At 32.7% G+C, this 19266-nt stretch carries 35 protein-coding genes and 4 pseudogenes; 32 read left to right on the top strand and 7 right to left on the bottom strand.

The window, feature by feature from the left end; all coding sequences use genetic code 11:
* Positions 1 to 52: 52 nt before the first annotated feature.
* From NSS86_RS08935 to NSS86_RS08910, 6 genes are all read right to left on the bottom strand, one after another.
* Positions 53 to 1090 (bottom strand): site-specific integrase, encoded by a 1038-nt coding sequence (locus NSS86_RS08935; protein ID WP_000857191.1) that lies wholly within the window; start codon positions 1088 to 1090, stop codon positions 53 to 55.
* Between the two features lie 58 nt (positions 1091 to 1148).
* Positions 1149 to 1613 (bottom strand): hypothetical protein, encoded by a 465-nt coding sequence (locus NSS86_RS08930; RefSeq protein WP_000825947.1) that lies wholly within the window; start codon positions 1611 to 1613, stop codon positions 1149 to 1151.
* A 99-nt stretch (positions 1614 to 1712) separates the two neighbouring features.
* Positions 1713 to 1895 (bottom strand): hypothetical protein, encoded by a 183-nt coding sequence (locus NSS86_RS08925; RefSeq protein WP_000705248.1) that lies wholly within the window; start codon positions 1893 to 1895, stop codon positions 1713 to 1715.
* Between the two features lie 203 nt (positions 1896 to 2098).
* On the bottom strand, positions 2099 to 2440 hold the full coding sequence (locus tag NSS86_RS08920; RefSeq protein WP_000591749.1) for a hypothetical protein: 342 nt from the start codon (positions 2438 to 2440) through the stop codon (positions 2099 to 2101).
* Positions 2441 to 2445: 5 nt separating this feature from the next.
* Positions 2446 to 3378 carry an exonuclease domain-containing protein gene (locus NSS86_RS08915; RefSeq protein ID WP_000759682.1) on the bottom strand — a complete coding sequence of 311 codons (933 nt, stop codon included), beginning with the start codon at positions 3376 to 3378 and terminating at the stop codon, positions 2446 to 2448.
* Between the two features lie 15 nt (positions 3379 to 3393).
* Entirely contained in the window at positions 3394 to 4107 is a 714-nt protein-coding gene (locus tag NSS86_RS08910) for an XRE family transcriptional regulator (RefSeq protein ID WP_001031454.1), read from the bottom strand.
* On the opposite strand from NSS86_RS08910, the gene NSS86_RS08905 reads away from it, so the two are divergent.
* The 3 genes from NSS86_RS08905 to NSS86_RS08895 are packed head-to-tail and all read left to right on the top strand — an operon-like array spanning position 4070 to position 4734.
* Entirely contained in the window at positions 4070 to 4243 is a 174-nt protein-coding gene (locus NSS86_RS08905; protein WP_001801500.1) for a hypothetical protein, read from the top strand. The genes NSS86_RS08910 and NSS86_RS08905 overlap by 38 nt on opposite strands.
* Positions 4240 to 4503: a helix-turn-helix transcriptional regulator gene (locus NSS86_RS08900; RefSeq protein ID WP_000854072.1), complete on the top strand. Its 264-nt coding sequence runs from the start codon at positions 4240 to 4242 to the stop codon at positions 4501 to 4503. The genes NSS86_RS08905 and NSS86_RS08900 overlap by 4 nt, the downstream gene beginning before the upstream one ends.
* 15 nt (positions 4504 to 4518) lie before the next feature.
* Entirely contained in the window at positions 4519 to 4734 is a 216-nt protein-coding gene (locus NSS86_RS08895) for an MW1434 family type I TA system toxin (protein ID WP_001025404.1), read from the top strand.
* Here the strand turns inward: NSS86_RS08895 and NSS86_RS08890 are convergent.
* The gene (locus NSS86_RS08890; RefSeq protein WP_000128907.1) at positions 4723 to 5052 is read right to left on the bottom strand and encodes a hypothetical protein; all 330 of its coding nucleotides are present in this window, start codon (positions 5050 to 5052) and stop codon (positions 4723 to 4725) included. The two genes, NSS86_RS08895 and NSS86_RS08890, sit on opposite strands and share 12 nt — an antisense overlap.
* A 50-nt stretch (positions 5053 to 5102) precedes the next feature.
* Here NSS86_RS08890 and NSS86_RS08885 point away from each other — a divergent pair, with 50 nt between their 5' ends.
* The 29 genes and pseudogenes from NSS86_RS08885 (at position 5103) to NSS86_RS08745 (ending at position 19260) form a co-directional block, all read left to right on the top strand.
* Positions 5103 to 5855 (top strand): phage antirepressor KilAC domain-containing protein, encoded by a 753-nt coding sequence (locus NSS86_RS08885; RefSeq protein WP_001148606.1) that lies wholly within the window; start codon positions 5103 to 5105, stop codon positions 5853 to 5855.
* 16 nt (positions 5856 to 5871) lie between these two features.
* On the top strand, positions 5872 to 6066 hold the full coding sequence (locus tag NSS86_RS08880) for a hypothetical protein (protein ID WP_000388066.1): 195 nt from the start codon (positions 5872 to 5874) through the stop codon (positions 6064 to 6066).
* A 30-nt stretch (positions 6067 to 6096) separates the two neighbouring features.
* A pseudogene (locus NSS86_RS08875) lies at positions 6097 to 6195 on the top strand (hypothetical protein); the annotation flags it as partial.
* Positions 6196 to 6344: 149 nt separating this feature from the next.
* The gene (locus tag NSS86_RS08870; protein WP_339302207.1) at positions 6345 to 6665 is read left to right on the top strand and encodes a DUF771 domain-containing protein; all 321 of its coding nucleotides are present in this window, start codon (positions 6345 to 6347) and stop codon (positions 6663 to 6665) included.
* Positions 6662 to 6823 (top strand): DUF1270 domain-containing protein, encoded by a 162-nt coding sequence (locus tag NSS86_RS08865; RefSeq protein WP_000066025.1) that lies wholly within the window; start codon positions 6662 to 6664, stop codon positions 6821 to 6823. The genes NSS86_RS08870 and NSS86_RS08865 overlap by 4 nt, the downstream gene beginning before the upstream one ends.
* A 92-nt stretch (positions 6824 to 6915) precedes the next feature.
* Positions 6916 to 7218 carry a DUF2482 family protein gene (locus tag NSS86_RS08860; RefSeq protein ID WP_000165371.1) on the top strand — a complete coding sequence of 101 codons (303 nt, stop codon included), beginning with the start codon at positions 6916 to 6918 and terminating at the stop codon, positions 7216 to 7218.
* 4 nt (positions 7219 to 7222) lie between these two features.
* The gene (locus tag NSS86_RS08855) at positions 7223 to 7483 is read left to right on the top strand and encodes a DUF1108 family protein (RefSeq protein ID WP_000291510.1); all 261 of its coding nucleotides are present in this window, start codon (positions 7223 to 7225) and stop codon (positions 7481 to 7483) included.
* An 8-nt stretch (positions 7484 to 7491) separates the two neighbouring features.
* A complete protein-coding gene (locus NSS86_RS08850; protein ID WP_001205732.1) occupies positions 7492 to 7755 on the top strand; it encodes a hypothetical protein in 264 nt (87 codons plus the stop codon).
* Between the two features lie 8 nt (positions 7756 to 7763).
* The gene (locus tag NSS86_RS08845; RefSeq protein ID WP_000700555.1) at positions 7764 to 9707 is read left to right on the top strand and encodes an AAA family ATPase; all 1944 of its coding nucleotides are present in this window, start codon (positions 7764 to 7766) and stop codon (positions 9705 to 9707) included.
* 1 nt (position 9708) lies between these two features.
* Positions 9709 to 10629 carry a recombinase RecT gene (locus NSS86_RS08840; RefSeq protein ID WP_000138475.1) on the top strand — a complete coding sequence of 307 codons (921 nt, stop codon included), beginning with the start codon at positions 9709 to 9711 and terminating at the stop codon, positions 10627 to 10629.
* An 80-nt stretch (positions 10630 to 10709) separates the two neighbouring features.
* Positions 10710 to 11327 (top strand): MBL fold metallo-hydrolase, encoded by a 618-nt coding sequence (locus tag NSS86_RS08835; RefSeq protein WP_071665632.1) that lies wholly within the window; start codon positions 10710 to 10712, stop codon positions 11325 to 11327.
* Positions 11328 to 11798 (top strand): single-stranded DNA-binding protein, encoded by a 471-nt coding sequence (gene ssb, locus NSS86_RS08830; RefSeq protein ID WP_000934760.1) that lies wholly within the window; start codon positions 11328 to 11330, stop codon positions 11796 to 11798.
* Positions 11799 to 11827: 29 nt separating this feature from the next.
* A pseudogene (locus tag NSS86_RS08825) lies at positions 11828 to 12722 on the top strand (DnaD domain-containing protein).
* Between the two features lie 6 nt (positions 12723 to 12728).
* Positions 12729 to 12947: a hypothetical protein gene (locus tag NSS86_RS08820; protein WP_000338530.1), complete on the top strand. Its 219-nt coding sequence runs from the start codon at positions 12729 to 12731 to the stop codon at positions 12945 to 12947.
* 8 nt (positions 12948 to 12955) lie between these two features.
* Positions 12956 to 13358 (top strand): annotated as a pseudogene (locus tag NSS86_RS08815) (RusA family crossover junction endodeoxyribonuclease).
* 12 nt (positions 13359 to 13370) lie between these two features.
* Positions 13371 to 13739, top strand: a complete 369-nt coding sequence (locus NSS86_RS08810) for an SA1788 family PVL leukocidin-associated protein (RefSeq protein WP_000101288.1) — start codon at positions 13371 to 13373, stop codon at positions 13737 to 13739.
* A gap of 3 nt (positions 13740 to 13742) precedes the next feature.
* Positions 13743 to 13985 carry an SAV1978 family virulence-associated passenger protein gene (locus NSS86_RS08805; protein ID WP_000131370.1) on the top strand — a complete coding sequence of 81 codons (243 nt, stop codon included), beginning with the start codon at positions 13743 to 13745 and terminating at the stop codon, positions 13983 to 13985.
* Positions 13986 to 13999: 14 nt separating this feature from the next.
* Positions 14000 to 14254: a DUF1024 family protein gene (locus NSS86_RS08800; protein WP_001065097.1), complete on the top strand. Its 255-nt coding sequence runs from the start codon at positions 14000 to 14002 to the stop codon at positions 14252 to 14254.
* Positions 14241 to 14411: a hypothetical protein gene (locus tag NSS86_RS08795; protein ID WP_000714403.1), complete on the top strand. Its 171-nt coding sequence runs from the start codon at positions 14241 to 14243 to the stop codon at positions 14409 to 14411. Before NSS86_RS08800 ends, NSS86_RS08795 begins: the two co-directional genes overlap by 14 nt.
* A complete protein-coding gene (locus NSS86_RS08790) occupies positions 14404 to 14940 on the top strand; it encodes a dUTP diphosphatase (protein ID WP_001066448.1) in 537 nt (178 codons plus the stop codon). Before NSS86_RS08795 ends, NSS86_RS08790 begins: the two co-directional genes overlap by 8 nt.
* Positions 14941 to 14976: 36 nt before the next feature.
* The gene (locus NSS86_RS08785; RefSeq protein WP_001282074.1) at positions 14977 to 15222 is read left to right on the top strand and encodes a hypothetical protein; all 246 of its coding nucleotides are present in this window, start codon (positions 14977 to 14979) and stop codon (positions 15220 to 15222) included.
* Positions 15219 to 15425, top strand: a complete 207-nt coding sequence (locus NSS86_RS08780) for a DUF1381 domain-containing protein (RefSeq protein ID WP_000195803.1) — start codon at positions 15219 to 15221, stop codon at positions 15423 to 15425. Before NSS86_RS08785 ends, NSS86_RS08780 begins: the two co-directional genes overlap by 4 nt.
* Positions 15422 to 15808, top strand: coding sequence for a hypothetical protein (locus tag NSS86_RS08775; RefSeq protein ID WP_000592207.1), 387 nt, complete (start codon positions 15422 to 15424; stop codon positions 15806 to 15808). The genes NSS86_RS08780 and NSS86_RS08775 overlap by 4 nt, the downstream gene beginning before the upstream one ends.
* Positions 15805 to 15954 (top strand): transcriptional activator RinB, encoded by a 150-nt coding sequence (locus tag NSS86_RS08770; RefSeq protein WP_000595264.1) that lies wholly within the window; start codon positions 15805 to 15807, stop codon positions 15952 to 15954. The genes NSS86_RS08775 and NSS86_RS08770 overlap by 4 nt, the downstream gene beginning before the upstream one ends.
* Positions 15954 to 16154, top strand: a complete 201-nt coding sequence (locus NSS86_RS08765; RefSeq protein WP_000265043.1) for a DUF1514 family protein — start codon at positions 15954 to 15956, stop codon at positions 16152 to 16154. Before NSS86_RS08770 ends, NSS86_RS08765 begins: the two co-directional genes overlap by 1 nt.
* A gap of 27 nt (positions 16155 to 16181) precedes the next feature.
* A complete protein-coding gene (locus tag NSS86_RS08760; RefSeq protein ID WP_000590122.1) occupies positions 16182 to 16598 on the top strand; it encodes a hypothetical protein in 417 nt (138 codons plus the stop codon).
* Between the two features lie 231 nt (positions 16599 to 16829).
* Positions 16830 to 17129 (top strand): HNH endonuclease, encoded by a 300-nt coding sequence (locus NSS86_RS08755; protein ID WP_000988336.1) that lies wholly within the window; start codon positions 16830 to 16832, stop codon positions 17127 to 17129.
* Between the two features lie 129 nt (positions 17130 to 17258).
* Positions 17259 to 17603 carry a hypothetical protein gene (locus NSS86_RS08750; RefSeq protein ID WP_000402904.1) on the top strand — a complete coding sequence of 115 codons (345 nt, stop codon included), beginning with the start codon at positions 17259 to 17261 and terminating at the stop codon, positions 17601 to 17603.
* A pseudogene (locus tag NSS86_RS08745) lies at positions 17600 to 19260 on the top strand (terminase large subunit). Before NSS86_RS08750 ends, NSS86_RS08745 begins: the two are co-directional and overlap by 4 nt.
* The last annotated feature ends 6 nt before the right edge of the window (positions 19261 to 19266 follow it).

The following is a 19266-nucleotide window of genomic DNA, read 5'->3' as shown; positions in this document are numbered from 1 at the left end:
ACCTTGTAACAACAGTATTTATTGGGTTTGGATTCCCTAATGGGTCCCTAAATTACATACTTTCTAAAATTTTAGTTGTTTTTTTGTCCTCTTCATTAAATTTTTCTTCTAACAAATGAGAATACACAGATGTAGTTATTGCTATATTTTTATGACCTAATCTTTTAGAAATGTAATGTATAGATACACCTTTTGCTAGTAAATAAGAACAATGAGTGTGTCTTAATGCGTGCGATGTAATAATTGGTATATTATTGACTCTACAGGCTGATTTCAAAGCATTATTGATAGCATGAAGGTTAATTATAGATCCGCCTTCTTTGAAAATGTAACCATCATAGCTAATTGCAAATGTACTTATGACGTCCATAATGTGTTTCATATCAGATTTAGCGATACTGATATATCTAGGGGAAGTATTGGTTTTTCGCTCGTCAATAAATATAGTGTTTTTCACTTGGTTGATATGCTCAATCTTTATATTTCTTGCACCACTGACACGACAACCCGTACAAATCATTATGAATAGCGCTAATGATGAACGAGTTCTCTTCTTTCTGACGTGATCTTTTAGTATTTCATATTCAGTTACCGAGATGAATTTTTCTTGTTCTGACTTCGTAGGTTTTCCGGCTTTATAATTAACTTTATAAGCGGGGTTTTTAAAAATAAGTCCATCATATAATGCGTCATCTAAAGCTGACCGAATAGCACCGTTTGTTTTTCTTATAGTTTCTTTTGCGTGTTCTTTTGAATAGTCGTTTATGAATTTCTGATAAACTTGTCTATTTATCTTTGATAACTCCATTTTACCTATTTTATGTTTTTGTATATGTTGTAATGCATTTCTATAATGACGGTAGGTATTTTCTTTAACAACAGGTTGTTTATATGTTTTAATCCAATTTTCGAAGTATTCTTCAAGAGTTATATAGTTATCTATATTAAAACCACTTCTTAACTCATTTAACTTGTCTAGTCCAGCAGAATTAGCTTCACGCTTTGTTCTAAAACCTTTCTTACGGTATCTTTTTCCTTCATGCTTAAATTCATATTGCCATTTTTTACCATCGTAACAACGTGTTTTCATGCGTTCCCTCCTCAAAATTGGCAAAAAATAATAAGGGTAGGCGGGCTACCCTGTGGAATCAATTATCATTATTTATAATTTCAGAAACTCTATCATTGTATTCTCTTTGTGACAGACCATGATAGTCTTTTTGCATTGAAAGCTCTTCAATTTGTTTTTGAGCCTGCTCAGACATACCCTCTGTAGAAAAATCAGTGGGAGGCATATTATTTAAATCAACTTTTTGCTTTTTGTTTTGTTGAACTTGGACATTTTGCTGAGGAACACTATTTTGTGGTATCTGTTGTTGCGGTTGTTGAACCGATTGCTCTTGTGATTGGGGTTGTTCAACGGTTTGATTGTCTGGTTGTTGTTGTGTTGCAACTTCTTTTTCCTTATCTTTTTTCGATTTATTTTCCTTTTCCTTCTCAATTTTCTTTTCTTTTGATTTAACTTCTTTTTTAGATTCTTCCTGATTCTCATCATTTCCACATGCACTTAACACTAACGTGCTCACTAATAATAAACCTAACAATCTTTTCATTCTCATTTCTCCTTTGCTTACTTTTTATATTAAAACTCCATATAGGCGCTATTAATCAATACGTTTTCACACTAGTAGGCGTTTTTTTGTTTAGTAAAATCATAATGAATCTTCTTTGGTTAACTTATCGCCATCTAATTTTTGTGAAATAAATTCCAAGTATTTACGCGCATTATGTGACGATAAATCTTTAGGTAACTCATAAGTGAATGGTTGATTACCACTAGTTAAAACTTCGTATATTACAGTTTCTCTTTTTATTTTGCAATTAGTTATTTTCATTATAAACTTCCTTTCAAACACTGCTGAAATAGACGTCTTTTTTAAATAAGCATAATTAATACTTCAATTCTTTAATCCACATATATTTAAAAGTGAGGTAGTAGGTAATAAATATAAGACTTAAAGTTAAGATTGCTTTTTTCATGTTTCATAATTAAAACCTCTGTAAATTTAAGGTTAGTATTATGAAATAATGGATTGGTTTATTCTTTAGTACTAACTTCGTAGTAAATTATATAGTTCGCTAAATTGTATTTATCTACTATATTTTTGGAATAAACAATTTCCTTTTCTTTCTTCAGTAAATTATAAAAATCTACATCATTTTCGTTAGCTGATTCTATTTTGGTGATATCAGATTGTCTAACGATTCTTTTAGATCTGTCAAGGTATATAAATTTCCCTGATTTAGAATTAGTCTTTTTATTCACACCGACGTAAATTGAAAGTAATATACTTTTTCCAAAAACAGCATCACTGTGATTATGGTTTTCATCTTCTATAACTAAGAATACATGCTTTTTTGTAAAAATTTTTTTGATCATCGTTATTATTCCTTTATTAAATTTATTAAGTCTTCTTCATTTAAAAATTGAATTTTTGCACCATTTCCAACATATTCTCGAGCTTTTCGTTGTTTTGAAACTAGTCCGTTCACATCTTTATATTTATCATCTTGAACACCTTCGACTAAAATATCTGTTTTTGCAGTTACGTCACTTCTGATATAAGCTCCTTTCTTTCTAGTTAATATCATTAAATCTTGTTTTTCAGTGTCAAAATTACCTGTAAAAACAACATTTTTATCTTTTAAAATAGGGATTACACTTTCCACTTCTATTTTATTAATCTCAGATATTTTCATATGAATTTTTTGAAATCCTGAATCGAAAAGTTTAGTTGGAGAGTTAGAATATTTGCTAAATCTAATGTATTGCTTAGGCATATAATGTATTAATTTTAATACACTATAATGCTGATTGTTTTTAGCGAGTGATATCAACATCTTCGATAAAGCTAGCACGTCAAATTTAGCAGAATGTAATTTTTCTTTATCGATATCATATAAGCTACACAAATTTTCTAATTTAAAACTAGAGATTGCGTGGAAGCTTCTAAAGATATTTATACTATCGACATACATGAAGTTTGGAACAGGTAAGTCATAATAATTATTAGTATTTTTTAATACTGAAATATCAAAAAGTGCATTATGAGCAATAATTAAATGTGATTCTTTTAAAAGATAGAGAATTTCTTGGTAAATATCTGGATATTTAGGTGCTTTTAATATGACATCTTCAGGTATTTTATGTATTTTAGCGTTTTTCAAGTTATATCTATTATTAGGAGGATTAATATAAGATGAATAAACTTTTACTATTGATAAATCCTTAATTAAAGATACAGCAACTTCGCAAGGGCTGTTCATATGTTCATTCATAGTTTCAAAGTCTAAGACTGCAATATCATATTTTTTCATTTGCAAGTGCTCCTTTTATAAAATAACTTTTCCAATTAACCTCACACTTTCATTTCTATAAAAGTGTAGATCGTCGTAATCTTTATTTAGTGAAACTAGAGTCAATCTATCATCTTCAACAAAGACTTTCTTAACGTACGCTTCTTCTTCAATGATGAATATACCAATTTGTCCATTCTTTATATTGTGAGTTTTCTCCACAAATATGATTTCGCCATCTTTAAACATAGGTTCCATAGAATCACCATTTACTTTTAACGCTAAATCGTGTGTGGGGATAGGTCCTTTAACCATTTCAGTAAATAGCGTTTCATCGTGTAAACGTTCTCCTACACCAGCAGAGACGCAACCATTGACGTTAACTGGAGTTTTCTCCTGTTTATATGAATTAATATCTACAACGTTATCTCCTTTAGAATTCTGTTCTTCCAATTGTTCATTTGCATAGTTAAGTACGTTTTCTTGGCGGGGAGGTGTGAGTTTGTTGTATATGGAAGTGATGTCGTTATCGTCTTTGTATGTAGTATCTATGTCGCTTTTACCAACCTCGAAAACATCAGCTATCCTTTGTATAACGCCGTGAGAGGGGTTGGAACGTAAATTTAAATAATCGCTTAAAGTAGATGGTTTTATGTTAATGAGTTCAGCAAGTTTCTTTTGAGACATATTTGAATCGTTGAGAAATTTTCTAATGTTTTTGGCTATAATAATATTTCTTTCTTTGTTCATATTACTTACCTCCTTTTTTCTTATTATACGAAATTTTCATATCATAGTAAAGTTTTTTACGAAAAAAACGTATTTAATGTTGACAATACGAAAATTTCGTATTATATTAGGTTTACGAAAGGCGGTGACAACATGAAAACATTAAAAGAGTTGAGGACTGATTACGGATTGACTCAAAAAGAGTTAGGAGATTTATTTAAGGTCTCATCACGTACAATTCAAAATATGGAAAAAGACTCTACAAACATTAAAGATAGTTTACTTTCTAAGTATATGAGTGCTTTTAATGTTAAATATGATGATATTTTTTTAGGTAATGAATACGAAAATTTCGTATTTACGAATGATAAAAAGAAATCAATTATTTTAGCATTTAAAGAAAAACAAACATCTTAATAGGAGGAATAACAAATGAACATTCAAGAAGCAACGAAGCTAGCGATGGAGAAAGGAATAAGTATAAGGAGAGAGAATCAAGATGTGTATGGGATATTACCAACTAATTTGCAGCGTTATCAATGCCTAGTCGTATCTAGACACTATAAGAAAAAAAGACAAACCGCCGCCGGAAGGTGGCAGCCTAGCGCAGACGATTTAATAGCAGATGATTGGATTTTAGATTATTAATTTTTTCAAATCTCTAATTAAACCCATAAGTGTTTTGTAATCTTTTTTGGATTCTGATTCTGAGTAGGCGATACCTTCTCGAGAAAGAGCCATCTCAAGAAAACCGCCATCTTCAGCAGAAGCAATTACAAAATCTCTATGCTTTAATTCAAGAACTGCATCGATATAGTCTTCAAAATTAAAACCTAAAAAGAAAGCGTTAAATGAGGATTCATCACTACCGAAATAAGATGCAGAACGTTTAGACATACCTTCGTCAATTCTATCAAGGTAAATTGAATAAAGTTGTAAAAGGACAAATTTAGCTTCATCAGTCATAAGTCATTCACCTCCTTAATAGGAGTATAGCAGAAAGGAGCACAAACAATATGCAAGCATTACAAACAAAATCGAACATAGGCGAAATGTTCAACATACAAGAAAAAGAAAATGGAGAAATCGCAATCAGCGGTCGAGAACTTCATCAAGCATTAGAGGTTAAGACTCCATACAAAAAATGGTTTGAAAGAATGAGTGATTACGGATTTGAAGAAAATATCGATTATATAGTCACGGACATTTTTGTCCATAACCCACTAGGAGGTCGTCAGAATCAAACTGACCACGCACTCACACTAGACACTGCAAAAGAGATTGCAATGATTCAACGTAGTGAACCTGGCAAACGTGCAAGACAATACTTCATCCAAGTTGAAAAAGCATGGAATAGCCCAGAAATGATTATGCAACGTGCTTTAAAAATTGCTAACAACACAATCAATCAATTAGAAACAAAGATTGAACGTGATAAACCAAAAATTGTATTTGCAGATGCAGTAGCTACTACTAAGACATCAATTTTAGTTGGAGAGTTAGCAAAGATCATTAAACAAAACGGTATAAACATCGGGCAACGCAGATTGTTTGAGTGGTTACGTCAAAACGGATTCCTTATTAAACGCAAGGGTGTGGATTATAACATGCCTACACAGTATTCAATGGAACGTGAGTTATTCGAAATTAAAGAAACATCAATCACACATTCAGACGGTCACACATCAATTAGTAAGACGCCAAAAGTAACAGGCAAAGGACAACAATACTTTGTTAATAAGTTTTTAGGAGAAAAACAAACAACTTAACAGGAGGGCACAGCAAATGGAAGCTCAAAACAAAAAAGTCATCTATTACTACTATGACGAAGCAAATAATAGACGACTATTATCAATTGGTAACTTAGATACCTATTTATTAGCAGATATCAAATCAAGATTTGGTTTATATAAAAAGGCAATCCCTGATTTAGATAATCTATACATTCAAATAGATGGTATCGAATTTAAATTATATTAAATTTTTGGAAATGCAAAGGAGCATAAACAAATGAACGCACTATACAAAACAACCCTCCTCACCACAATGGCAGTTGTGACGTGGAAGGTTTGGAAGATTGAGAAGCACACTAGAAAACCTGTGATTAGTATCAGGGCGTTGAGTGACTATCTAAACAACAAATCTTTAACCATACCGAAAGATGCTGAAAATTCTACTGAATCTGCTCGTCGCCTTTTGAAGTTCGCCGAACAAACTATTAGCAAATAACAACATTATACACGAAAGGAATGATAGAAATGCCACATGTATTAAACGTAACCGTTCCAATACCTGAAACACATGTACTTATCACAAAAGATGAATATGATGAGCTAATTGGTTATTCATTAGACCCTGTATGGAACATGAGTGACTTAAAGAAGAAATTAAAAATTGCATCTGATGAGACTATCAAGGACAGATTACTATTTCATCCTAGATTTGAAAAAGAACTAAGAGCGCAAGGAATTGTGCATTACCCAGATGAGAATTTTAATCGCTGGAGATTTAACGCAAGAAAGATGAATAAATTCGTCGTTGAGCATTTCAATGAAATATATAAGGAGAGAATAAAATGAGCAACATTTATAAAAGCTACCTAGTAGCAGTATTATGCTTCACAGTCTTAGCGATTGTGCTTATGCCATTGTTGTACTTCACTACAGCATGGTCAATTGCGGGATTCGCAAGTATCGCAACATTCATATTTTATAAAGAATACTTTTATGAAGAATAAAAAAACTGCTACTTGCGCCAACAAGTAACAGTAATGTAATTAGAAATATAAACTTACGTTCAATATAAAACGAAACAAGGAGGAAGTCAACCATGACTAAAAACTATAAAGACATGACGCAGGAAGAAATAAAAGACTTATTATCTGAAAAAACGGCAGAATTGTATGAATTAGCGAAAGAAATTAAGGGAGAAAGTAAATTTGATATTTTGCTTTTCTCATCAATAGGAGTTATCGACGGAGATTATTTAGCAGGTTCAAGTTCTGTGATTGGTCATACTTTTGATCTTGCTTACTTATTGGATAGCACTAAGAGTTATAAAGATATTGTCAATGTTCTCCAAATGTGTAAATCACAAAAAATTCTCGGTATAGATGACGACAAGGAGGACTAAAACAATGTATTACAAAACGGGTGACGTATGTCGAAAAATATTTAATGTAGATGGCTTTGATTTTCAATTAAGAGTTAAGAAGCGAGCATATAGTGTCGAAATAGTCGTTTTAGATCATGAAGGAAATTCAATTGACGGGCTACTAGTTTCTGACGAGAACGATCTATACACAGCTTTAGATATTTTGAAACAAAGTATTTATGAATGGATTGAAAATAACACAGATGAACAGGACAGACTAATTAACTTAGTCATGAAATGGTAGGTATAAGCATGAGAGATACAGAAAGAAATATATTGAATATTTTTAAGACGTTATTCGACGAATATACTTTGTCAAACCAACGAGCATTATTGGAAATTGAACGTAATCATCACGGATACTTATCGATTAATTTCTTGCACTATCACGACAGTTACAAAACAAACAATAAGCTTGTGCAGATACATGAAATCAATCCAGACAGCCATGAACGAATAAAAAATTTAATTATCGAGGTGCTAAGAGGTCATCGGAAGATTAAAAAAGGAGCATGAGGAAAGATATGAAAATAAATAAGTTAACTATATCGAACTTTGCTGGAATCAAAGAAGAAAAATTTAACTTTGACGGTAAAGATGCAAAAATATACGGCAATAATGCGACTGGCAAGACTACAACAGCAACCGCATTACAATGGCTGCTTTTCGATAAGGGTTTAGACGGTTCAACCAAATCATTTAACCCTGTACCTTTAAACGAAAAAAACGAAGAAAATTATGAGTTAATTCCGACTGTTTTCGCAGAATTTGAAATCGACGGAAAAATTACGACTTTTAAAAAAGAGTCACATCCTAAATACACAATAAATCAAAAAACGAATCGCAAGGAATACTCACGAAGTCGAACGAAGAAACAATATATCAATGATGAATCAATAAAAGTAAAGGATTATAAAGCTCGTATTGATGAACTGATTGATGAAGATGTATTCAAGTTAATTACGAACCCTCAAGCATTTAACTTACTAGATTGGAAGAAACGAAGAAGTTTGTTGTTTGAAATCGCTAAACCAATCAATGATGAGGATGTCATTAAAACAAATGATGATTTTAAAGAACTAAATAATATTCTTGGAGATCACGAAATTGAAACAAAGAAAAAGATTCTTACAGACAAGATAAAACAGATTAACAAAGATATCAAAGATATTCCGATACGTATTAACCAAACGCAACAAAATAAGCAGGATGTACCGGAATTCGATAATGATAGACACACAATCATAAAACAAGAAATTGAGCAACTTGAAAATGAGCGTATAGATATTCAAAACGGTGCAGAAGAAATTAATTTGCGTAACCAATTAGCTGATAAACAATCAGAATTGAAGCGCATAGAAGCTAATAATAGCGCCAGTAATGAGAACAAAATACATGCTTTAACAAATGAGCTACACGTTGAAAATGGAACGGTTGCGAATCTTAAAACAAGATTAAAGCAAAACAAACAACAAATTACACATGAAGAAAATCGACGTAATCAATTATTAGAAAATCATAAAGGATTAAAAAGTGATTTAGAAAAAGCTAAAAATCAAAAATTTGAATATCTTGATGACAATGTATGTAGTTGTTGTGGTCAACAGTTACCAGCTGAACAAGTGAGTGAGGTAAGAGAAAAAGCATTGCAGAAATTCAATGCAAACAAATCGAAAGAATTAGAAACAATACAAACATCTATCAATCACATTATTTCAGAGGGCAAGAAAATAAAGCCAATTATCGAGAAATTAGAGGATGACAACAATAATTTACAAATTAAAATCAACGAAGCAGAAGAGCGTTCAGCAAGAATACAAAACAAAATTAATAAGTTGAAAACAACTCACGTTGACGTTACGCAAACTGACGAATACAAAGCAGTAATGTTAGAGATAAATGAGATTAATCAAAAACGCTCTAACATCAGGAAAACTATTCAAGATAAAGTTTCAGGAATAGATGACAAAATAAGCGAACTTACTCAAGAAAAATCAGAAATTGAAGTGTCAATATCAATCGAAAAATCAAATAAACATCTAGATGATGTTATTTCTGAATTAAGAAATGAAGAAGACAGATTATTGGATGAAAAAGAAAAGTATTCACATGACCTTTATATCTTAAAAGAATTTACAACAACAAAAGTCAAAATGCTTACTGAAAACATCAATAACGAATTTGATATTGCTGAATTTAAGCTATTCAATACCTTAGTTAACGGCGAATTAGAAGAAACATGTTCAACAACGGTTAATGGTGTCGAGTATGACAGCGGTTTAAATAACGCCTCAAGAATTAATGTTGGCTTAGATATCATCAACACACTATCAAAACATTTTAAAGTTACAGCGCCAATATTTATTGATAATGCTGAATCAGTAACAGAGCTTATCAAAACAGAATCACAACAAATTCAATTGATAGTAAATGAACAAGATAAAAAATTAAGAATGGAGACTATATAAAATGACTGAAAATAATAAATTACAAACTATTGAACAACAATTAGTACAAGAAAAGAACGTATCTGACAACGTATTAAACAAAGTGAGAGTTTTAGAGTCACAAGGCAATTTGGAATTGCCAAATGATTATTCACCAAGTAATGCCATGAAACAAGCATGGTTACAAATCAGCCAAGATAACAAATTAATGAGTTGTAACGATACAAGCAAAGCAAATGCCTTATTAGACATGGTAACGCAAGGTTTAAATCCAGCTAAAAATCAATGCTACTTTATTCCTTACGGCAACAAAATGCAGTTACAACGTAGCTATCACGGTAATGTAATGATGTTAAAACGTGATGCAGGTGCTCAAGATGTTGTTGCTCAAGTGATTTATAAAGGCGATACATTCAAGCAAGAAATGGGAGAAACAGGACGTATCAAAGCGATTAAACACGAACAAGACTTCTTTAACATCGACAAAGAAAACATTATCGGTGCGTACTGCACAATCGTATTTAATGATGGACGAGATAACTATATTGAAGTCATGACTATTGAACAAATTAAACAAGCATGGATGCAGTCATCAATGATTAAAGATGAAAAAGCATTACAAAATTCTAAAACACATAATAATTTCAAAGAAGAAATGGCTAAAAAAACAGTTATCAATAGAGCTGCTAAACGTTATATCAACACATCAACAGATAGCAATCTTTTCAAATACGCACAAGAATCCGAACAACGTCAACGCAAAGAAGTGTTGGACGCAGAAGTTGAAGAAAATGCAAATCAAGAACAATTGGACTTTGAACAACCAGTTCTTGAAGAAGCACAATACACAGAATTAGAAAATGATAAGCCTATTGATGTATCTGACTTTGAAGAAATAAAAGAACCTGCAACAGAAAAAGAAAGCGAAGAAGAGCCATTTTAATTGAAACAATAGCAACTGGTTCAAGTGGTAACTGCTACGTCTTAAATGATGGACGTACTACGTTACTATTTGAGGCAGGTATAAAATTTGAACGTGTTCAAAAGCATTTCAAATATAAAACAAGACATATAGCAGGGTGTCTTATCACACACGAACATGGTGATCATGCAAAGTATACAAAGCAGTTTGTCGACAATGGTGTAATCAGCTATATGACTGCTGGAACACAACAAGCTATGAATTTTGAAAGTCATCGCTTATGCACGATTAAGGCAAAGCAAGAGCTGCGAATAGGCACATGGTCAATTCTACCGTTTGACATCGAACATGATGCTAACGAGCCTGTGGCTTTCTTATTACAAAGCACACTAGGTTATAAGGTTCTGTATGTTACTGATACAAAGTATTTGAAATACAAATTTAATGGCATTACGCACATGATGCTAGAAGTTAATTATATCTATGAACAAATGCAAGAAAACATAAAAAACGGCAGTGTGCACAGCACATTAGCAAACAGAATTATGGAGTCTCATTTTAGCTTAGAACATGCTATCGGAATGTTAAAAGCAAATGATTTAACTAGACTCGAAGAAATACATTTAATTCATTTAAGTAGTCAAAATTCAAATGCAAAATACATTAAAAGTGAAATACAAAAAGTGACGGGCGCGCCCGTTTATTTTGGAGGTTTATAAATGCTAAACAGAACAATATTAGTTGGTCGTTTAACTAGAGACCCAGAATTAAGAACCACTCAAAGTGGTGTAAATGTAGCATCATTCACATTAGCAGTTAACCGTACATTTACAAATGCACAAGGCGAGCGCGAGGCAGACTTTATTAATATCATCGTATTTAAAAAACAAGCAGAGAACGTTAATAAATACCTATCTAAAGGATCGTTGGCGGGCGTAGATGGTAGGTTACAAACGCGGAACTATGAAAATAAGGAAGGTCAACGTGTATACGTTACGGAAGTTATTGCTGATAGTATTCAATTTTTAGAACCGAAAAACTCAAATGACACTCAACAAGATTTATATCAACAACAAGTACAACAAACACGTGGACAATCGCAATATTCAAATAACAAACCAGTAAAAGATAATCCGTTTGCGAATGCAAATGGTCCGATTGAACTAAATGATGATGATTTACCATTCTAATTTAACCGGTTTGAAAGTGAGGTGTGTATATGACTGGTTGGATAAGTATTGATCGCTCAATTCAAAATCATTGGCTATTTAAAGAAAAGAGAACATTTTCAAAGTTCGAAGCATGGATATATTTACTCATGGAAGCGAATCATTCAGAGGCAAAAGTGCCTATAGGAAACCAAATTGTAACCGTTGAAAGAGGACAAAGATTAACATCTATTTTGACCTTGTCTGACCTTTTTAACTGGTCACGATTTAAAGTGAAAACCTTCCTTGACTTACTCGAGAGTGATGGAATGTTAGAAGTCAAAACAACATCAAAATATACCCTTATAACCATTGTCAATTATGACTTTTATCAAAGTGAGCAGGGCAGGAACCAACATCAAAACGACATCAAACCAACATCAAAACAACATCAGTCAAACATCAACCCAACATCAAAACAACATCAAACCAACACAAACAATAATGATAATAAAGATAATAATGAAAAGAATGTGAATAATGAGAAGAAGAAGGTAACCGCCTTCGACTTCTTCCAAGATAACGGATTCGGTTTCATAACTCCTTACAATTTAGACGATTTAAATTACTATCTTGATTCATTTGAAAATGATTCAGATGAAATAGTTACCGCATCACTTAAAATCGCTAAAGACAGAAACAAGGTTACTTGGGGATATGCTAAAAGCATTTTGAATACTTGGCTTAATGCAAACTTGAAATCTATTGAACAAGTACGTGCATTTGAAAAGCAACAACTTGAAAGCAAAAAACAAAATTATAAACCTTTCGTTAAACAATCAAAAGAAAAAACACCCAAATGGCTCACAGACAGCACGAGAGAAACGAAAACGCCGGAAGTAGATGGAAAACCTTGAGAAAGACAGAGAAGCTTTTATTAAGCGTCTAAATAGCAAATGGGAGTGATTGAAAATGGATGCATTTGATAAATACTATCTATTTGATCATGACGGCAACAAAATGTTTTCAGTTACACCACATTTTAAAGATGGACGGCATTTAGTTGTTGGATTAAAACATACAAAATTCAATGGTCGACGTTGGTACTTAGATGATTATGAATTAAAAACACTTATTGATAATGAACAAATGGAGTTAGGACACCAAACAAGCTTATTTGAATATATATGAGGGATTACATGGAGATAGAAATTAAATTTAACGAAACTTTCGAGGCACCTATGGGCTCGCCTCGACCGCGTTTTAGCACAAAAGGTAGATATGCACACATATATGCCTACAAAATATACAGAACATAAAAAATATTTACAAAATCAAATGCCAAAGCTAAATCTAGAAAATGCATTAAAAATTGAATTAGAGTTTTACTTTACTCCACCTAAATCATGGTCGAAGAAAAAGAAAACTCAAGCGATTGGACAATTAAAAGTAACTAAACCAGATATCGATAATTTGATGAAGACAGTTCTAGACGCTTGTAACAATTATTTGTGGAAAGATGACAATCAAATTGCAGAAATAACTAGCTCAAAGCGTTATGGAATTGAGCCCAAAATAATCATACGAATAGAAGAAATATAAGAGGTGGATAAAATGGCGAGAAAAGCAAGGATTGTAACAATAAATGATAAACCATATAGGTTTACCAAATCTGAAATGGAATTAATAGAAAGTCACGGTATAACCGCTGGAATGGTTTCTAAGAGAGTAAAAGACGGTTGGGAACTACATGAAGCAATGGACGCACCAGAAGGTACGCGTTTAAGCGAGTACAGAGAAAAGAAAACAATAGAAAGACTGGAACAAGCTAGACTCGAACGCAAATTGGAAAGAAAGCGAAAGAAAGAGGCTGAGCTAAGAAGAAAGAAGCCACATTTGTTTAATGTGCCTCAGAAACATCCAAGAGGACGTTATGCGTGCTACCTGATGGAAAACGACATATTCGTGAAAGTTAAGAAGTAGATCATGACAGATAACGCACGCAAAGAATACCTAAATCAATTCTTTGGATCTAAGAGATATCTGTATCAAGATAACGAACGAGTGGCACATATCCATGTAGCAAACGGCAATTATTACTTTCACGGGCATATCGTACCAGGTTGGCAAGGCGTAAAGAAGACGTTTGATACAGCCGAAGAGCTAGAAATATATATAAAGCAACATGGTTTGGAATACGAGAAACAGAAGCAACTAACTTTATTTTAGAGGAGATGGAAATGATGAATAACCGCGAACAAATTGAACAGTCCGTTATAAGTGCTAGTGCGTATAACGGTAATGACACAGAGGGATTACTAAAAGAGATTGAGGACGTATATAAGAAAGCGCAAGCGTTTGATGAAATACTTAAGGGTTTACCTAATGCTATGCAAGATGCACTCAAAGAAGATATTGGTCTTGATGAGGCAGTAGGGATTATGACGGGTCAAGTGGTCTATAAATATGAGGAGGAGCAGGAAAATGAAGAAATTTAATGTCCAAATCACATACGCTGGCATGATTGAAGAGACTATCGAGGCTGAAAGTTTAGAAGAAGCAGAAATTGAGGCGGATTTTATTGCGATATTTGAAGCATCATTTAATTATGATGAATATGAAATTAATGTAGAGGAGGCACAGGAAAATGAATAACACATTAACAATTGATCAATTACAAGAGTTATTACAAATACAAAAGGAGTTCGACGATAGAATACCAACGCTGAACTTACGAGATAGCAAAATAGCATATGTAGTTGAATTCTTTGAATGGTTTAATACATTGGAAACGTTTAAGAACTGGAAGAAGAAACCAGGTAAGCCGTTAGACGTACAACTTGATGAATTAGCTGACATGTTGGCGTTTGGATTGAGTATTGCGAATCAAGTAGGAGTGTCATCAGAAGAGATAAAAGAAGCGATTGAATCAAGTTTTAAAAATACAGAATTTCACAAAATGTTTAATTTTAAAGATAAAGAATTTGCTCAAGACGCAGTTGTTAGTACACCACAGATAATATTCAAAGAATTTTATCCCGACCAATTGGCAATTGTAATAGTGATAGACATAGCTTACAACTTATATTCTATCGACCAACTCATTGACGCATACAAAAAGAAAATGAAAAGGAACCACGAAAGACAAGATGGAACAGCAGACGCAGGAAAAGGATACGTGTAAAGACATCTTAGATCGAGTCAAGGAGGTTTTGGGGAAGTGAGCGACATGTTAGAAATATTTTTAATAGGGTTTGGCGTTTATCTCTTTTATCGCATAGCAATTATTTTTCTTAAGAGTAAAAAGACTATACACACAAACATATATGAAATGTTAATGCTTGCTACTATCTTTATGATATCTACATTTGCTTATAAACATCAAAAGACGCATATCTTAATAGCATTTTTAGTAATGTTTTTTATGAGTAAGCTCAAACAAGTTCAAGGGAGCTATGAGGAATGACACAATACTTAGTCACAACATTCAAAGATTCAACAGGACGTAAACATACACACATAACTAAAGCTAAGAGTAATCAAAGGTTTACAGTTGTTGAGGCAGAGAGTAAAGAAGAAGCGAAAGAGAAGTACGAGAAACAAGTTAAAAGGGATGCAGTTATTAAAGTGGGTCAGTTGTTTGAAAATATAAGGGAGTGTGGGAAATGATTAAAAAACTTAAAAATATGGATGGGTTCGACATCTTTATTGTTGGAATACTGTCATTATTCGGTATAACCGCATTGCTACTTGTTGTCGCATTGCCTATCTATACAGTGGCTAGTTACCAAAACAAAGAAGTACATCAAGGGACAATTACAGATAAATATAACAAAAGACAAGATAAAGAGGACAAATTCTATATTGTATTAGATGATAAACAAGTCATCGAAAACTCAGACTTATTCTTCAAAGGAAAGTTTGATAGCGCAGACATACAAGCTAGGTTAAAAGTAGGTGATAAAGTAAAAGTTAAGACGATTGGATATAGAATACACTTTTTAAATTTATATCCGGTCTTATACGAAGTAAAGAAGGTAGATAAAAAATGATTAAGCAAATACTAAGATTATTATTCTTACTAGCGATGTATGAGTTAGGTAAGTATGTAACTGAGCAAGTATATATTATGATGACGGCTAATGATGATGTAGAGGCGCCGAGTGATTACGTCTTTCGAGCGGAGTTAAGTGAGTGATGTGGATTACTATGACTATTGTATTTGCTATATTGCTATTAGTTTGTATCAGTATTAATAGTGATCGTGCAAGGGAGATACAAGCGCTCAGATATATGAATGATTATCTACTTGATGAAGTAGTTAAAACTAAAGGATACAACGGGTTAAAAGAATACAGGATTGAATTAAAGCGAATGAATAACGATATTAAAAAGTAATTTATATTATCGGAGGTATTGCATTGAATGATAAAGATTGAGAAACACGATATCAAAAAGCTTGAAGAATACATTCAGCACATCGATAACTATCGAAGAGAGTTGAAGATGCGAGAATATGAATTACTTGAAAGTCATGAACCAGATAATGCGGGAGCTGGCAAAAGTAATTTGCCGGGTAACCCGATTGAACGATGTGCAATAAAGAAGTTTAGTGATAACAGGTACAATACATTAAGAAATATAGTTAACGGTGTAGATAGATTGATAGATGAAAGTGATGAGGATACGCTTGAGTTATTAAGGTTTAGATATTGGGATTGTCCTATTGGTTGTTATGAATGGGAAGATATAGCACATTACTTTGGTACAAGTAAGACAAGTATATTACGTAGAAGGAATGCACTGATCGATAAGTTAGCAAAGTATATTGGTTATGTGTAGCGGACTTTTACCCTATGTAAGTCCGCATTAAAACAGTTTATTATGTTAGTATCAGATTAATATTTAAAGTTATTAAATGCTAATACGACGCATGAACAAGAGGCGCATCACTATGTGATGTGTCTTTTTATTTATGAGGTATGAACATGTTCAAACTAATAGTAAATACATTACTACACATCAAGTATAGATGAGTCTTGATACTACTTAAGTTATATAAGGTGAAACATTATGATGACTAAAGACGAACGCATACGATTCTATAAGTCTAAAGAATGGCAAACAACAAGAAAAAGAGTGCTAGAAAGAGATAATTATGAATGTCAACAATGTAAGAGAGACGGCAAGTTAACGACATATGACAAAAGCAAGCGTAAGTCGTTGGATGTAGATCATATATTATCGCTAGAACATCATCCGGAGTTTGCTCATGACTTAAACAATTTAGAAACACTGTGTATTAAATGTCACAACAAAAAAGAAAAGAGATTTATAAAAAAAGAAAATAAATGGAAAGACGAAAAATGGTAAATACCCCCGGGTCAAAAAAATCAAAAGCGATCAAAATACTTGGGGAACGGGCAGGGGCTCGACTTCGCGATAATTTTAAAAATCCATGTATAACCCCCCTCTTATAACCATTTTAAGGCAGGTGATGAAATGGAGATTATAGTTGATGAAAACTTAGTGCTTAAAGAAAAAGAAAGGCTGCAAGTATTATATAAAGACATACCTAGCAATAAATTAAAAGTAGTTGATGGTTTAATTATTCAAGCAGCAAGGCTACGTGTAATGCTTGATTACATGTGGGAAGACATAAAAGAAAAAGGTGACTATGATTTATTTACTCAATCTGAAAAGGCGCCACCATATGAAAGGGAAAGACCAGTAGCCAAACTATTTAATGCTAGAGATGCTGCATATCAAAAAATAATCAAACAATTATCGGATTTATTGCCCGAAGAGAAAGAAGACACAGAAACGCCATCTGATGATTACCTATGATTAGTAATAAATACGTTGATGAATATATAAATTTGTGGAAACAAGGAAAGATAATTTTAAATAAAGAAAGAATTGATCTCTTTAATTATCTACAAAAACATATATATTCACGAGATGATGTATATTTTGATGAACAGAAAATCGAGGATTGTATCAAATTTATTGAAAAATGGTATTTTCCAACATTACCATTTCAAAGGTTTATCATAGCTAATATATTTCTTATAGATAAAAATACAGATGAAGCTTTCTTTACAGAATTTGCTATTTTCATGGGACGTGGAGGCGGGAAAAACGGTCTAATAAGTGCTATTAGTGATTTTCTTTCTACGCCCTTACACGGAGTTAAAGAATATCACATCTCCATTGTTGCTAATAGTGAAGATCAAGCAAAAACATCGTTTGATGAAATCAGAACCGTTTTAATGGATAACAAACGAAATAAGACGGGTAAAACGCCAAAAGCTCCTTATGAAGTTAGTAAAGCAAAAATAATAAACCGTGCAACTAAATCGGTTATTCGATATAACACATCAAACACAAAAACCAAAGACGGTGGACGTGAGGGGTGTGTTATTTTTGATGAAATTCATTATTTCTTTGGTCCTGAAATGGTAAACGTCAAACGTGGTGGATTAGGTAAAAAGAAAAATAGAAGAACGTTTTATATAAGTACTGATGGTTTTGTTAGAGAGGGTTATATCGATGCAATGAAGCACAAAATTGCAAGTGTATTAAGTGGCAAGGTTAAAAATAGTAGATTGTTTGCTTTTTATTGTAAGTTAGACGATCCAAAAGAAGTTGATGACAGACAGACGTGGGAAAAGGCGAACCCAATGTTACATAAACCGTTATCAGAATACGCTAAAACACTGCTAAGCACGATTGAAGAAGAATATAACGATTTACCATTCAACCGTTCAAATAAGCCCGAATTCATGACTAAGCGAATGAATTTGCCTGAAGTTGACCTTGAAAAAGTAATAGCACCATGGAAAGAAATACTAGCGACTAATAGAGAGATACCAAATTTAGATAATCAAATGTGTATTGGTGGTTTAGACTTTGCAAACATTCGAGATTTTGCAAGTGTAGGGCTATTATTCCGAAAAAACGATGATTACATTTGGTTAGGACATTCGTTTGTAAGACAAGGGTTTTTGGATGATGTCAAATTAGAACCTCCTATTAAAGAATGGGAAAAATGGGATTATTGACCATTGTCGATGATGATGTCATTGAAATTGAATATATAGTTGATTGGTTTTTAAAGGCTAGAGAAAAATATGGGCTTGAAAAAGTCATAGCTGATAATTATAGAACTGATATTGTAAGACGTGCGTTTGAGGATGCTGGCATAAAACTTGAAGTACTTAGAAATCCAAAAGCAATACATGGATTACTTGCACCACGTATCGATACAATGTTTGCGAAACATAACGTAATATATGGAGACAATCCTTTGATGCGTTGGTTTACTAATAATGTTGCAGTAAAGGTTAAACCCGATGGTAATAAAGAATATATTAAAAAAGATGAAAATAGAAGAAAAACCGATGGGTTCATGGCTTTTGTTCACGCATTATATAGAGCAGACGATATAGTAGACAAAGACATGTCTAAAGCGCTTGATGCATTAATGAGTATAGATTTCTAATAGAGG

It is taken from the genome of Staphylococcus sp. FSL W8-0056, assembly GCF_037963075.1.
In the GTDB taxonomy this organism is placed as follows: domain Bacteria; phylum Bacillota; class Bacilli; order Staphylococcales; family Staphylococcaceae; genus Staphylococcus; species Staphylococcus aureus.
The sequence above is the reverse complement of the archived record's forward strand: the minus strand, read 5'-3'. Positions and strand labels throughout refer to the sequence as shown.

Excerpts from the sequence above, each read along its gene's own strand:
- NSS86_RS08935 (WP_000857191.1), bottom strand. The coding sequence starts at position 1,090 with ATGAAAACACGTTGTTACGATGGTAAAAAATGGCAATATGAATTTAAG.
- NSS86_RS08930 (WP_000825947.1), bottom strand. The coding sequence starts at position 1,613 with ATGAAAAGATTGTTAGGTTTATTATTAGTGAGCACGTTAGTGTTAAGT.
- NSS86_RS08925 (WP_000705248.1), bottom strand. The coding sequence starts at position 1,895 with ATGAAAATAACTAATTGCAAAATAAAAAGAGAAACTGTAATATACGAA.
- NSS86_RS08920 (WP_000591749.1), bottom strand. The coding sequence starts at position 2,440 with ATGATCAAAAAAATTTTTACAAAAAAGCATGTATTCTTAGTTATAGAA.
- NSS86_RS08915 (WP_000759682.1), bottom strand. The coding sequence starts at position 3,378 with ATGAAAAAATATGATATTGCAGTCTTAGACTTTGAAACTATGAATGAA.
- NSS86_RS08905 (WP_001801500.1), top strand. The coding sequence starts at position 4,070 with ATGTTTTTGGCTATAATAATATTTCTTTCTTTGTTCATATTACTTACC.
- NSS86_RS08910 (WP_001031454.1), bottom strand. The coding sequence starts at position 4,107 with ATGAACAAAGAAAGAAATATTATTATAGCCAAAAACATTAGAAAATTT.
- NSS86_RS08900 (WP_000854072.1), top strand. The coding sequence starts at position 4,240 with ATGAAAACATTAAAAGAGTTGAGGACTGATTACGGATTGACTCAAAAA.
- NSS86_RS08895 (WP_001025404.1), top strand. The coding sequence starts at position 4,519 with ATGAACATTCAAGAAGCAACGAAGCTAGCGATGGAGAAAGGAATAAGT.
- NSS86_RS08890 (WP_000128907.1), bottom strand. The coding sequence starts at position 5,052 with ATGACTGATGAAGCTAAATTTGTCCTTTTACAACTTTATTCAATTTAC.
- NSS86_RS08885 (WP_001148606.1), top strand. The coding sequence starts at position 5,103 with ATGCAAGCATTACAAACAAAATCGAACATAGGCGAAATGTTCAACATA.
- NSS86_RS08880 (WP_000388066.1), top strand. The coding sequence starts at position 5,872 with ATGGAAGCTCAAAACAAAAAAGTCATCTATTACTACTATGACGAAGCA.
- NSS86_RS08870 (WP_339302207.1), top strand. The coding sequence starts at position 6,345 with ATGCCACATGTATTAAACGTAACCGTTCCAATACCTGAAACACATGTA.
- NSS86_RS08865 (WP_000066025.1), top strand. The coding sequence starts at position 6,662 with ATGAGCAACATTTATAAAAGCTACCTAGTAGCAGTATTATGCTTCACA.
- NSS86_RS08860 (WP_000165371.1), top strand. The coding sequence starts at position 6,916 with ATGACTAAAAACTATAAAGACATGACGCAGGAAGAAATAAAAGACTTA.
- NSS86_RS08855 (WP_000291510.1), top strand. The coding sequence starts at position 7,223 with ATGTATTACAAAACGGGTGACGTATGTCGAAAAATATTTAATGTAGAT.
- NSS86_RS08850 (WP_001205732.1), top strand. The coding sequence starts at position 7,492 with ATGAGAGATACAGAAAGAAATATATTGAATATTTTTAAGACGTTATTC.
- NSS86_RS08845 (WP_000700555.1), top strand. The coding sequence starts at position 7,764 with ATGAAAATAAATAAGTTAACTATATCGAACTTTGCTGGAATCAAAGAA.
- NSS86_RS08840 (WP_000138475.1), top strand. The coding sequence starts at position 9,709 with ATGACTGAAAATAATAAATTACAAACTATTGAACAACAATTAGTACAA.
- ssb (WP_000934760.1), top strand. The coding sequence starts at position 11,328 with ATGCTAAACAGAACAATATTAGTTGGTCGTTTAACTAGAGACCCAGAA.
- NSS86_RS08820 (WP_000338530.1), top strand. The coding sequence starts at position 12,729 with ATGGATGCATTTGATAAATACTATCTATTTGATCATGACGGCAACAAA.
- NSS86_RS08810 (WP_000101288.1), top strand. The coding sequence starts at position 13,371 with ATGGCGAGAAAAGCAAGGATTGTAACAATAAATGATAAACCATATAGG.
- NSS86_RS08805 (WP_000131370.1), top strand. The coding sequence starts at position 13,743 with ATGACAGATAACGCACGCAAAGAATACCTAAATCAATTCTTTGGATCT.
- NSS86_RS08800 (WP_001065097.1), top strand. The coding sequence starts at position 14,000 with ATGAATAACCGCGAACAAATTGAACAGTCCGTTATAAGTGCTAGTGCG.
- NSS86_RS08795 (WP_000714403.1), top strand. The coding sequence starts at position 14,241 with ATGAAGAAATTTAATGTCCAAATCACATACGCTGGCATGATTGAAGAG.
- NSS86_RS08790 (WP_001066448.1), top strand. The coding sequence starts at position 14,404 with ATGAATAACACATTAACAATTGATCAATTACAAGAGTTATTACAAATA.
- NSS86_RS08780 (WP_000195803.1), top strand. The coding sequence starts at position 15,219 with ATGACACAATACTTAGTCACAACATTCAAAGATTCAACAGGACGTAAA.
- NSS86_RS08775 (WP_000592207.1), top strand. The coding sequence starts at position 15,422 with ATGATTAAAAAACTTAAAAATATGGATGGGTTCGACATCTTTATTGTT.
- NSS86_RS08770 (WP_000595264.1), top strand. The coding sequence starts at position 15,805 with ATGATTAAGCAAATACTAAGATTATTATTCTTACTAGCGATGTATGAG.
- NSS86_RS08765 (WP_000265043.1), top strand. The coding sequence starts at position 15,954 with ATGTGGATTACTATGACTATTGTATTTGCTATATTGCTATTAGTTTGT.
- NSS86_RS08760 (WP_000590122.1), top strand. The coding sequence starts at position 16,182 with ATGATAAAGATTGAGAAACACGATATCAAAAAGCTTGAAGAATACATT.
- NSS86_RS08755 (WP_000988336.1), top strand. The coding sequence starts at position 16,830 with ATGATGACTAAAGACGAACGCATACGATTCTATAAGTCTAAAGAATGG.
- NSS86_RS08750 (WP_000402904.1), top strand. The coding sequence starts at position 17,259 with ATGGAGATTATAGTTGATGAAAACTTAGTGCTTAAAGAAAAAGAAAGG.